Origin of the sequence: Paenibacillus puerhi, assembly GCF_009846885.1 — a bacterium.
Taxonomy (GTDB): domain Bacteria; phylum Bacillota; class Bacilli; order Paenibacillales; family NBRC-103111; genus Paenibacillus_G; species Paenibacillus_G puerhi.
Genome location: NZ_WUWM01000015.1, coordinates 96,279 through 108,678, shown reverse-complemented (window position 1 = coordinate 108,678; position 12,400 = coordinate 96,279). Strand labels below are relative to the sequence as shown.

11 protein-coding genes are annotated in these 12,400 nt (G+C 51.4%); all 11 read right to left on the bottom strand.

The features are described 5' to 3' along the window. Positions 1-118 precede the first annotated feature (118 nt). The 11 genes from argJ to GSF01_RS15180 all read right to left on the bottom strand — a co-directional run bounded on the left by argJ (position 119) and on the right by GSF01_RS15180 (position 12,392). A complete protein-coding gene (gene argJ, locus GSF01_RS15230; protein WP_159885452.1) occupies positions 119-1,345 on the bottom strand; it encodes a bifunctional glutamate N-acetyltransferase/amino-acid acetyltransferase ArgJ in 1,227 nt (408 codons plus the stop codon). Positions 1,346-1,370: 25 nt separating this feature from the next. Then, complete coding sequence (argC, locus tag GSF01_RS15225) at positions 1,371-2,420, bottom strand: N-acetyl-gamma-glutamyl-phosphate reductase (RefSeq protein ID WP_159885450.1); 1,050 nt, start codon at positions 2,418-2,420, stop codon at positions 1,371-1,373. 214 nt (positions 2,421-2,634) lie between these two features. Then, positions 2,635-3,459 carry a YitT family protein gene (locus GSF01_RS15220; protein ID WP_159885559.1) on the bottom strand — a complete coding sequence of 275 codons (825 nt, stop codon included), beginning with the start codon at positions 3,457-3,459 and terminating at the stop codon, positions 2,635-2,637. 499 nt (positions 3,460-3,958) lie between these two features. After that, a protein-coding gene (gene prfB / locus GSF01_RS15215; RefSeq protein WP_159885448.1) for a peptide chain release factor 2 occupies positions 3,959-5,078 on the bottom strand; the annotation gives its coding sequence in 2 pieces (ribosomal slippage) (positions 3,959-5,005 and positions 5,007-5,078; 1,119 coding nt in all). A gap of 142 nt (positions 5,079-5,220) precedes the next feature. Continuing rightward, positions 5,221-7,728 carry a preprotein translocase subunit SecA gene (gene secA, locus GSF01_RS15210; RefSeq protein WP_159885446.1) on the bottom strand — a complete coding sequence of 836 codons (2,508 nt, stop codon included), beginning with the start codon at positions 7,726-7,728 and terminating at the stop codon, positions 5,221-5,223. Between the two features lie 293 nt (positions 7,729-8,021). Further along, positions 8,022-8,573, bottom strand: coding sequence for a ribosome hibernation-promoting factor, HPF/YfiA family (hpf, locus tag GSF01_RS15205; RefSeq protein ID WP_159885444.1), 552 nt, complete (start codon positions 8,571-8,573; stop codon positions 8,022-8,024). A gap of 221 nt (positions 8,574-8,794) precedes the next feature. Then, complete coding sequence (locus GSF01_RS15200; RefSeq protein ID WP_010496818.1) at positions 8,795-8,992, bottom strand: cold shock domain-containing protein; 198 nt, start codon at positions 8,990-8,992, stop codon at positions 8,795-8,797. A 302-nt stretch (positions 8,993-9,294) separates the two neighbouring features. Beyond that, complete coding sequence (locus tag GSF01_RS15195; protein WP_159885442.1) at positions 9,295-9,630, bottom strand: hypothetical protein; 336 nt, start codon at positions 9,628-9,630, stop codon at positions 9,295-9,297. Then, on the bottom strand, positions 9,623-10,021 hold the full coding sequence (gene fliS / locus GSF01_RS15190; protein ID WP_159885441.1) for a flagellar export chaperone FliS: 399 nt from the start codon (positions 10,019-10,021) through the stop codon (positions 9,623-9,625). Before fliS ends, GSF01_RS15195 begins: the two co-directional genes overlap by 8 nt. Positions 10,022-10,026: 5 nt before the next feature. After that, positions 10,027-11,946, bottom strand: coding sequence for a flagellar filament capping protein FliD (fliD, locus tag GSF01_RS15185; protein WP_159885440.1), 1,920 nt, complete (start codon positions 11,944-11,946; stop codon positions 10,027-10,029). A 35-nt stretch (positions 11,947-11,981) separates the two neighbouring features. Beyond that, entirely contained in the window at positions 11,982-12,392 is a 411-nt protein-coding gene (locus GSF01_RS15180) for a flagellar protein FlaG (RefSeq protein ID WP_159885439.1), read from the bottom strand. Positions 12,393-12,400 lie beyond the last annotated feature (8 nt).

The window sequence follows — 12,400 nt, the reverse complement described above, 5'->3', positions numbered from 1 at the left end:
GCGACAAGGCTTAGTTTAGTTGGTTGGGTAAGGAGAGTGCTGCTTTCGACTTTCTTTCGTCACGTACTGCTTGCTTGTCATTGGGCAACTGCGTTGCCCGCGACAAGGCCTTTTTTACCTAAGTTCGATATGCGGCGTTAATGCGCACATAGTCGTACGTCAGATCGCAGCCCCACGCGGTGGCGGAGGCATTTCCCATGTGAAGATCGACGAAGATGTGGACGAGCTCGCCCTTCAGATACTCGGCGGCGCGCTCCTCATCGAAGCGGACAGGCCGCGATTGGACAAGAACCGGGATATCGCCCAAGCGGATATCGACGGTTTCCGTCTGCACGGGGTGACCGGCACGGCCGACAGCGGCAATGATGCGGCCCCAGTTGGCATCGGCGCCGAAGCAGGCGGATTTCACCAGGCTTGAGCCGATGACCGTTTTGGCTATGGCGCGTGCCGCATCCCGGGACTCAGCCTGGGCGACCGTCACTTCGATCAGCTTGGTAGCGCCTTCTCCATCGCGCGCGATGGCTTTGGCCAGAACCTCGCCGACATAGTTGAAGCCTGCAGCAAAAGCTGCCCAATCCGGATGCTCCGGGGTAAGCGATTCGTTTGCGGCTAGGCCGCTGGCCATGACGACTACCATATCATTGGTGCTCGTATCGCCATCGACGGTAATCATATTAAAGGTCGAATCCGTGATGTCATTCAGCAGCTTCTGGAGTTGTGCGCTCTCGATATTGGCGTCTGTCGTGATGAAGCCTAGCATCGTCGCCATATTTGGATGGATCATACCCGAGCCTTTAGCTGCCCCGGCGATATGTATCGTCTGGCCGCCTACGGTGACTCGTACGCAAATTTCCTTCTTCACCAGATCCGTAGTGAGAATCGCCTGACAGAAATCGTCACCACCGTCGGCTTTAACCCCCGCAGGCAGCTTCTCGATGCCGGCCAATACTTTGCCCATAGGCAGCAGCTCGCCTATCACGCCGGTAGACGTCACGCCCACCAGATGCTCGGCGACCCCGAAAGCCTGGGCGCCTGCCGCACGCATAGCACGTGCATCGTCCTCGCCCTGCTTGCCAGTGCATGCATTGGCATTGCCGCTGTTCACCAGCATCGCCTGCAGCTTGCCGCCTTGGGCGATACTTTCCTGCGTTACGCGCAGCGGCGCCGCCTGGAATTGATTCAACGTATAGACACCGGCCGCGTTAGCCGGGACTTCACAATAGATAGCGCCAAGGTCGTGACGCTCCGTTTTTTTCAAGCCGCAATGCAAGCCTCCGGCCCGAAAGCCCTTAGGCGTCGTTACCGAGCCGTCCGGTATTACCGTAAACGATTGTTGATTCGTCATCTCGACTGTTCCCCCGTCTCTCGCCTTATGGATACACCGGGGTGAACGCAAGTCCTGTCGCTTCATCCCAGCCCATCATGATATTCAAATTCTGAATGGCCTGCCCGGCCGCGCCCTTGACCATATTATCAATCACGGATACGATCGTCAGCCTTCCCGTACGCGCATCGAGCGAAAGGCCGATATCGCAGTAGTTCGAGCCGGTCACTTCCTTCGTTCCCGGATATTTGCCAAGCGGGCGAATCCGAACGAAGGGTCTTCCTTCATAATAGCTGCTAAACAGCTCATGAATGTCTTGCTCGCTCCGCTTCTGATTGAGGTTCACGTAGATCGTGGACATAATACCCCGTGTCATCGGCACCAGATGGGTCGTGAACGTAACCGTCACTTCTTCGTCTGCAAGACGGCTGATCGCCTGTTCAATCTCTGGCGTATGCTGATGACGGTTTACTTTATAAGCGAGAAAGTTTTCGTTGATCTCCGCATAATGAACCGTTTGACTCAAGCCCCGGCCCGCCCCGGATACGCCCGACTTCGCATCGATAATGATCGAGTTCAGATCGATCCAACGCTTGGCGGCGAGCGGAGCGAGACCCAGAATGGACGCCGTCGGATAACAGCCCGGATTGGAGATAAACGAAGCGCCCGGAACTTCATTGCCGAACAGCTCACAAAGCCCGTAAACGGCTCGGTCCAGATAGGCAGGGTCAGCCGGCTTATGCTTATACCACTGCTCGTAGAGGCTCCCGTCCTTCAAGCGAAAATCTCCTGACAAATCGATCACCTTGAGTCCGGCGTCCAAGAGCTTGGGCGACAAGTCGATACTGACCCCATGCGGCGTAGCCAGAAAAACAACATCTGCTTTACTTGCGATCAGCGGGATGTCGATTCCATCCAGAAGATCCGTTACGATTTGATTCAAGTGCGGATAACCATCCGCTATCGGTACGCCAGCCGTAGACGAGGAAATCACGGAAGTGATCTCGACATTCGGATGGGTAAGCAGTAGCCGAATCAGCTCAACTCCGCCATATCCGGTCGATCCTACGATGGCAGCTTTTATTTTAGTAGACATACTCCGTCCCTCCACATGAAAACTATGTATTATTATACATTCCTAGGTATAATAATTCAATCGGTATTTTACCCGATACCCGCGTTCATTTCCGCTTTTTATTTCTATAGCGCGTACTCGCTTATGCCGGCTTGTCCATCGTAACTCAGCAGACTCCGTCAGGCAAGCGCCTTCCTTGCAGTCTCTCCGGCCGCCCGCCGCTTCCCTTCTCACGTCACGATGGACCGGCCAGCTTGAAGCCTTCGCCCAGCACCTCGTTCGTATCGCTCAGAATAACGAAGGCCTTCCGATCAACCGAGCGCACCAGCTCCTTCAGGCGCGTAACCTCGGTCTGTCCGACCACGACCATCAGCACCGTCCGCTCTTCCCCCGTATAACCGCCTGTTGCCTGCAGCTTCGTTAGGCCCCGGTCCAGCTCATGCAGAATGGCTTCGCGGATCTCCTCGACGGAATCAGAGATGATAAACGCCACCTTGGAGTAGCTAAGGCCAATTTGGACTACATTGATCGTCTTGCTTGTGACGAACAACCCGATGAGCGCATACATCGCCTTCTCCGGAGAAATAAACACCCCGGCTGTCAAAATAACAAGCCCGTCCAGCAAGGCCACGCATAAACCAAAGCCGATTCCCGTATACTTGTGCAAAATCTGCGCCGCTACCGAAAAGCCGCCCGTAGATCCGCGTCCGCGATAGACCAATCCGATCCCGATCCCGAGGAGAATACCTCCATAAACACTGGCGAGCAAAATATTTTCGGTCAAGCTGGGCATCCCCCGAGTCAACAGCACGAGCAGAGGCAGCAGCACGGAGCCGATGGCCGTCTTGATCCCAAAATTCCGACCGATCAGCCATAGACCGGCGAAGAACAGCGGAATATTGAAGGCCCATTGCGTAAGCGCCGGTTCAATCCCGAACAAAGTATCTATAATGATACTGATCCCGGATACTCCACCGGAAGCCAGCTGGTTCGGATAAAAAAACAAGTTAAAGCTGAGGGCGATCAACAGAGACCCGATCACAAGCAGGATATACTCCATTATGCGATACCAAGGACTATCCAGATGGCTCCTCGTACGGCGGCGGTTGCGCTTGACCGGTTCTCCTGCAGGGGCTCCTCCCCTGACCTGTTTTCCACGTGCCCTCGAGAGGCCGGATGCGGCGGTTACTAGGGCCACGTCGCTTGCCGGCTCCTCGCCTCGACGCCCAGCAGCCGGTTCCTGTTCCTCCGTTTTCGGCGCGCTTGCCGGGTTAACCACTCGTCCCTCCCCTTTTCCCCTAGGGAAAGAGGCCACTGGTACAGTCTGGCTCCAGGCTGCGGGAGACGCGGGATCGCGTTCCGCTTCGCGCTTCTGCTTCTTTCCCTTCTTCCGATCGCTTCGACTTTCCAAGCCCGTCACCCCGTCTCCAAGCCAAAAACCCGCACAACCGTCCAATCACGTCCGGCCATCTTACCCGGGAAGGACAGGATTGCCGATGGAACGCGATTCGCCGTTCGTGCAGGTATACTGGCCAGATCTCCATCTTCTGTAGGTTGGTTTAGTTTTCCTTGGATGGCTTGTTGATTTGTTGACGCAGGTACGCATCGATGAATGGGTCCAGATCGCCATCCATCACAGCCCCGATATTTCCCGTCTCCTCCAGCGTCCGATGATCCTTCACCATGCTATACGGATGGAACACGTAGGAACGAATTTGGCTGCCCCAGGCAATGTCCGATACTTCGCCGCGGATCTCGGCTAGCTGCTTCTGCTGCTCTTCGATCTTCTTCTCGTACAGCTTGGAGCGCAGCATCTTCATCGCCTGCTCGCGGTTCTTGATCTGCGAGCGCTGCGTCTGACAGCTGACGACAACTCCCGTCGGCATATGCGTGATCCGAACAGCCGAGTCGGTGGTGTTGATATGCTGCCCGCCCGCTCCGGACGACCGGTACGTATCGATCTTTAGATCCTCCGTTCGGATATCGACCTCTACATCATCGTCAATCTCCGGCATGACATCGCAGGAGACGAAGGACGTATGACGGCGTCCCGAAGCATCGAAGGGGGATATCCTGACCAGCCGGTGAACGCCCTTCTCCGCTTTCAGATACCCGTAGGCGTTGTAGCCTTTGATCGACAAGGTCACACTTTTCACCCCCGCCTCGTCTCCGGGCAAATAATCCAGCACCTCGACCTTGAAGTCATGCTTCTCCGCCCAGCGCCGGTACATGCGCAGCAGCATCTCCGCCCAGTCCTGCGATTCCGTACCTCCTGCACCGGGATGCAGCTCCAGGATCGCATCCAGCCGGTCGTACGGCTGATTCAGCAGAAGCTGCAGCTCGAACGTTTCCAGCTTCCGAACGAGCGCCGCCAGACCTGACTCGATATCGCCGGACATGCTCTCGTCCTGCTCCTCGGCCATCAGTTCGACCATGACTTCCAGGTCTTCAAATTCCGATTCCAGCTTTTGAAATTGCTCGACGCCGCCTTTTATCGCATTCATATCGGCGATCAGCTTCTGTGCCTTTTCATTATCGTCCCAGAAGTCGGGGGCCGACATTTTTTCTTCATAATCCGCTATTTGTTCCAGCTTCAGGTCTAAGTCAAAGAGACCCCCTAAGCTCGGCCAACCGCTTGGCCGTTTCTTGCAAATCACGCTTTACATCCGGTTCTAACATATTCTGCACCTCTTCATTCGTTTAGTTTATCCAAAACCCGTGAGCTTCTAATGTCCATTGCGTCCACTCGAGGAAAAAGGAGACCGGAGCAAAGCCCCGACCTCCCTCTTGCCTATCTGCGGCCGCTTAAATAAGCTTTAGCTTATGCGCCGTGACATTGCTTGTATTTCTTGCCGCTTCCGCATGGACATAAGTCATTGCGGCCGATTACATCCTGTTTGTTCACCGTTGGCTTCTTCACCGCAGGCTCTGCGTTCGTAGCCATCTCATGCTCATCGACGACGGCTTCACGCACCAGATTCGTCTCCACATGTGCCTTCATGACATAAGTGGACACTTCTTCTTGGATGCTTTGGATCATCTCCTGGAACATCTCGTAGCCTTCGAACTGGTATTCACGCAGCGGATCCGTACCGCCATAAGCACGAAGATGGATACCTTGACGAAGCTGGTCCATCGCATCGATATGATCCATCCACTTGCTGTCTACCGCGCGAAGCACGACAACCTTCTCGAACTCCCGGAAAAATTCCTCGCCGATCTGCTGCTCCCGCTCTTCGTACAAGCGAGTGAGCAAATCCTTCATCTGCTCGGCAATCTCTTCCTTCTCCTTGCCCCATAGCTCTTCAGCCGTCAGTTGGCCCTCATGCAGGAACGTACCGTTGGCATAATCGATAATCGCCTGAAGATCCCATTCTTCCGGCACCAGATCGGCAGGACAATGCGCTTCGACGATGCGATCTACCACAGGCAATATCATACCAAGCACGATATCCCGAATATTCTCGGACTCGATAACCTCGCGGCGCTGCTTGTAAATAATCTCGCGCTGCTGATTCATCACATCATCATACTGCAGAACGACCTTCCGGACATCGAAGTTGTTGCCTTCTACCCGCTTCTGAGCGGACTCGATAGCGCGAGAGATCAGCTTGCTCTCGATCGGCTGATCCTCTTCGAAGCCAAGCCGGTCCATCATGCCCATGATGTTCTCCGCGCCGAATCTGCGCATCAGCTCATCCTCAAGCGACAGGTAGAATTGCGACGAACCCGGGTCGCCCTGACGTCCTGCACGGCCGCGAAGCTGGTTATCGATCCGGCGGCTCTCGTGACGCTCCGTACCTATAATATGCAGCCCGCCGACCTCTGCTACTCCATCACCCAGCGTAATATCCGTACCGCGGCCTGCCATGTTCGTTGCGATCGTTACCGCACCTGGCTGACCGGCGCGGGAGACGATCTCGGCTTCCTCCGCATGGTACTTGGCATTGAGGACTTTATGCGTGACGCCTTTCTTCTTCAGCATCTCGGATAAACGCTCCGAATTCTCGATCGATACGGTGCCGACCAATACCGGCTGATTCAGCTTATGGCGTTCTACAATCTCATTGACGACGGCGCGGAACTTGCTTCCTACCGACTTATACACCACATCGGGAATATCTTTACGGATCATCGGGCGGTTCGTCGGAACGACGATAACGTCAAGCCCGTAAATTTTCTTCAGCTCTTCTTCTTCCGTCTTGGCCGTCCCTGTCATACCGGACAGCTTGCGGTACATTCTGAAGTAGTTCTGCAGCGTGATCGTAGCGAGCGTCATCGACTCATTTTGCACCTGCAGCTTTTCCTTCGCTTCGATGGCCTGGTGCAAGCCCTCGCTGTAACGACGGCCTACCATCAGACGTCCGGTGAATTCGTCTACGATGACGATTTCGCCTTCCTGAACGACGTAATCCACATCGAGGCGCATAATGACATGGGCTTTCAGCGCCTGCTGGATATGGTGATTCAGCGTGACGTTCTCATGGTCAAACAGATTCTCGACGCCGAATGCCTTCTCCGCCTTGGCCACGCCCTCTTCCGTCAGCGCTACGGCGCGAAGCTTCACATCGATCGTGTAATCTTCTTCCTCCGTCAGCTTGCTCACGAAGTGGTCGGCTTTATAGTACATGTCTGTTGACTTGGCTGCTTGTCCGGAGATAATAAGCGGCGTCCGCGCCTCATCGACCAGAATCGAGTCCACCTCGTCAATAACGGCAAAGTACAGCGGCTTCTGTACCATCTGTTCTTTGTATACAACCATGTTATCGCGCAAATAGTCGAAGCCGAACTCGTTGTTCGTTCCGTACGTGATATCACAGGCATAAGCGGCCTGCTTGTCCGGATGGGACAAATTCGGAAGGTTAACCCCGACGCTCATCCCCAGAAACTCGTATATTCTTCCCATCTCTTCGCTGTCCCGTGCCGCCAGGTAATCGTTGACGGTAACTACGTGGACGCCTTTGCCTGTCAGCGCGTTCAGGTAGACCGGAAGCGTACCGACGAGGGTTTTACCCTCACCCGTGCGCATCTCGGCAATCCGGCCCTCGTGGAGCGTCATGCCCCCGATCAGCTGTACATCATAATGACGCTTGCCGAGCACCCGCTTCGAAGCTTCCCGTACGACTGCAAATGCTTCCGGCAGCAAGTCATCAAGCTCCTCGCCTTTTTCCAACCGTCCGCGGAACTCTACCGTCTTTCCTTTCAGCTGGTCGTCCGACAATACCTCGATACCCGACTCCAGCGAATTGATATACTCAACGGCCTTCCACATCCGTTTCAGTTCACGTTCATTTTGATCGCCAAAAAGCTTCTTAACGAGTCCTAGCATGCTGCTAAACCCCTTCCTTTATCGAACGATAATCCCTAAATTAAATTGTATCATTTTTGCGACATATCCCGCAACCAAACGCTGGAATTAGGCACCATTTCCTTAGTATTCCAACGCCTTCCGATGTGCGGGTGCCGTCACTCGATCTTCTTGCGTCGTTCGAATGTTATCTATGCATACAGACGCTTGGCAACCAAAAAAGTTTCACTTGCAAAATGCTAAAAGAGCTTACCCGGACGCAGAAGGCGCCGCGGACAAGCTCTAGGTTATATCTTAATTGGAATTCGGAGGAATCAGCGTGCCGGCTCGATCAGACCATACTTGCCGTCATCACGCTTGTAAACGACATTCACTTGAGAGGTATCGGAGTTCGCAAACACGAAGAAATTATGCCCGACCATGTTCATTTGCAAAATGGCCTCATCAATATCCATCGGCTTCAGCGTGAACTTCTTCGTACGCACAAGCTCGAACTCGTCTTCATCCTCCTCATAAGCGTAAGAATTGCCGGAGTCTGTCACGAACAAATCCTTCAGACCGCCCTCCTGCCTAACCTTGCGGTTAGCCTTCGTCTTGGCCTTGCGGATTTGACGCTCCAGCTTGTCTACCACGAGGTCGACCGCCGCATACAGATCGGAATGCTTCTCCTCCGCACGCAGCATGAAAGCTGGAAGAGGTACGGTGACCTCTACGGTTTGCAGACCCTTAAGAACACTTAGCGTTACATATACTTCAGATGTAGGGGGAGCTTCAATGTACCTTTCCAGCCTGCTCAGCTTCTTCTCAACATGGTCTCTCAAAGCCTCGGTTACTTCGATGTTCTCGCCACGGATATTGAATTTCATGTACAACTCCTCCTTTCATACCTACAGTATACTATATTCCTCCTCGACCTTCAAAAATCCTTCACAATCGACAAAGTAAATTCACAAAATATTTGTACAATTTGAGACAAGGTCAGAGCAAACAAAAAAACACCCCGGATCGCCCAGGGTGTTGGTTATCGCTGCCACATTCACTCAAAACCATAACCATCTATACGAGCCGCCCATGAAGGCGGGGATGATTACAACTTGACGACGTTAGCCGCTTGAGGACCGCGTGCGCCCTCTACGATGTCAAACTCAACGGATTGGCCTTCTTCCAAAGTCTTGAATCCATCCGTTTGGATCGCTGAGAAGTGAACGAATACATCGCCACCGTCTTCGCGCTCAATGAAACCATAGCCTTTTTCTGCGTTAAACCATTTCACTTTACCTTGCATGCATAACATTCCCTTCATCTTCAAATAACTGCAAGCTTCTGCCTACATTTCGAATATATCACCGTCAGGTAACCGCTGTCAATCCACCATCCACATGTTAGCAAAATATTTAGAAAATTCGAGTATTAACATCCCGTTAATAAAATATTCACATCGAAAAAGCCTGTCCTGTCGCGGTTTTCCGACATTTTCCGCAAAGTTATCAACAAAGTTATCCACATTGTCCACAGATGGGTGTGGAAAGCGAAGAAGCCCTTGTCCCCATGGCAGCATGCCATAAGCGGAACAAGAGCCTTTCTACTTCATTTTCGGCTATCGAAGAAATAACTGGAGTTTGTATCTTGATACGCGGACTCATATGCCGATTTATTTTTCTTGGCATTTTGAAATTTATTAATTTCCGCGGAAGCCTCAGACTTCAACTCCTGCATTCTTTTTGTGATGTGCCGGTCCATTTCCTGAATTAACTTCACCTGCTCCAGATGCGGTGACCAATCAACAGCATTCATGGATTGAAGCTCCTGAAAATAAACTTCCCTCTGATTCATGTAATTCTCTATGTCTTCCATGTCCGCTTCATCGATAAATTCCATCAGTTCCATAGATAAAGCTTCAAGCTGCTCCAACGCCTTAAGCATACGTTGCTCCTGCAGCAGAGGTGTGGTTCATTTGTTTGGCGGCTTGAATCCATGTTTCCTTCAATTCAACCAAGTAGCCTAGTACTTCTTCTGCTGGCTCAACCGACTTTTTCACATTGGCCTCCATCAATCGATGAGTGAAATACTCATATAATCGGAGCAGATTATCCGAGAGAGGGGAGGTTCGATCCAGCGTAATCGAAAATTCGCTAATGATATCCTGCACCTTAACCAAATTTGAGTTCGCTTCCTGGTAGTTTTTACTTTTCAGTGCCTCTATAGCGAGTCGGCTGAATCGTATAGCTCCATCACACAGCATGATGAGAAGTTGCGCGGGCGTTGCTGTCTGAACTGTCGTCTCGAGGTATTTATTGCGCTGTGATTGGATCATAAGTATTAACCCCCTGAACTGAATTGCTGGGATAACCAGTTGCTTTGAGCATTCATTCTATTAAGATAGGTTTCCATGGCCGTGAATTGCTTGTAGTAACGAGTTTCAAGATCTTCCATTTTGGTTATCATACGATCAATGCGCTCGTTAATCCGCTTTGTTTCCTTACCGATGAGATATTTCTCTTCAACACTGTTCAGTACCCCGGCCTTGTTCGTAATATCCGTAAACAGGGCACTGGCTTTCTCATACATTCTTGTAGCAAAGCCGTCACCCGTCGAAGTTTCTTTATTACCATCGTCTTTAGTGAATAAAGCCATGACCTCATCCGGTTTTTCGGCCAAAGCCTTTTTGAGCTTATCCTCGTCAATGTAGAGCTTGCCCTTTTCCAGATAGCTGCCCGATACCGTATTTCCAATAAGAATACTGGTCGAAATACCGACTTCTGCCAAGCTTTTCAGCTGCCCGCTAGGCAGATCCGACATGACTTGCGAGACAGCCGAACGAAAGTTGGTCAGCCCTCGGTTTAAAATCATATCGCTTCGCAGCATACCGCTTTTCGCTTTTTCTTCCCACTTCTTTATATCTTCTTCTTTCATTTCAGCTTTTTGCTCATCAGTCAGAGGTGCAAAATCGCGGTATCTTTTTTCAGATATCTTATTATTTACCGTATCGATCAACTCGTTGTACTTGTCTACAAAATCTTTAATGGTCTTAAAGACGGTATCCACATCTTGGGAAACCGTGACCTTCGTTTGTTCGTAGGAGCTCGCTTTATCCGCATCTGCCTCTGAATATGTGGCGCTCTTCGCACTTTCTGTTTTTGCAGTAAAGGTCATGCCCCCAATCGTCATCGTATTGGTCGCATATGAAGCCTTTACTCCATTGAAAAACACCTCGGCGTTTTGGCCAGTTATCTTAATTGTTGAATAATCCGTGACTGGGGTACTTGTTGTACTATCCAGACCAAGACTCGTTAACAGGCCTGCATCATTATCTGAGGCAATGTCTAAAGTAGTCGTTCCCGCCTTCTCATTAATAAAGGAAATCTTTCCGTCTTTTAAATGTGCGGTTATTCCTTTACTCCCATGATCCGCATTGATCTTGTCTAACAATTGCCCCACTGTGGTCGTGCTAGTGATTTCATATTCGGCGGCCGTTCCATTTATATTTAATTTTAATTTCTTGGCAGCTGTCAGATCCTTGTTAATTACATCTGTCGTGGACGTAAACATTTTTGACCCATTTCCAACGAGGGTTGTTGTCGGATCGCTTCCTGCGCCCGCCGTATCAAGTTTAAAAGCATCTTTTAGTCCAGTACCGCTTCCATACATCTTTAGCTCAATATTGGATTGCTCGCCCGTACTCGAGGATACGAAGAAGAGTCTGTCTAAATTTGCATCATAGGTTGCCTTCACGCCAGTTAGGGTCGATTTTGCATTGATTTTCGCGACCATCTCCCCGATACTGTCTCCGGACTGAAGGGTTACGGTCGTTTTCCCCTTCTCCCCGCCTATCGTTAAAGCAGTCCCGTCCGTGATTCCTAACTTATCCAGCTTTGTTTGTTCCCCTGCGTCTGCTCCCAATGTTGCTGCTGAAGTCAGGGAAGCCGACTGAGCCAATGATTTCACGGCGAATGTGTAATTCCCTTCATTCGCAGAAGCTGTGCCGGTCACAGAAACGACACTTTCATTAGCAGCGGATACTTTTTTGCTTTGATACGTAGACTGGAGCTTCATATTGAAAGCCAAGTTGCGGAACTCAAGTACTTTATTATTAATGGTCCGATATTCGTCTCTTCGCCAATCGAGCGTTTGCTTGGATTGTCTGAGCTTGTCCAAAGGTATACGGGCAGCTTGCATTAACTTGGCTATCGTATTCTCCGTATCGAACCCGGAAGCGAGACCACTGATTCTCATAACCATAAGTGTTAGATCCCTCCCTTAATTGTAAGATTGCATTAACCCCGTTCGTCCACCATAATACCGGCCATCCGCCAAAGATTGGCGACTAGATCAAGCGTCTTCTCAGGCGGAATCTCCCGAATCACATCGCCTGTTTCTTTATCCAGCACCTTGACAGAGATAAGATTGGTTTTCTTGTGTACGGAAAACTCCAGTGAGGTTGCTTTTCCCTGCATGGCCTTTACGGCTCTCTCAATAGCCTTGATTAGCTGCTCATCGCTAATCGTGTACTTTTCCCCCCGAAGCTCAGCGAGCTTCAGATCGGCCGAGTTAGCAATGCCGCTGACCGAAGGGGACGTAGTACTCCCGGTATCGGTATAAGATTCTCTTGGTCTGGCTCCCCCCTCGATGGTTGGAACTCGATCAACACCATACCCACTCGTGGATATTGGCAAATTTCCGCTCATGGCACGAC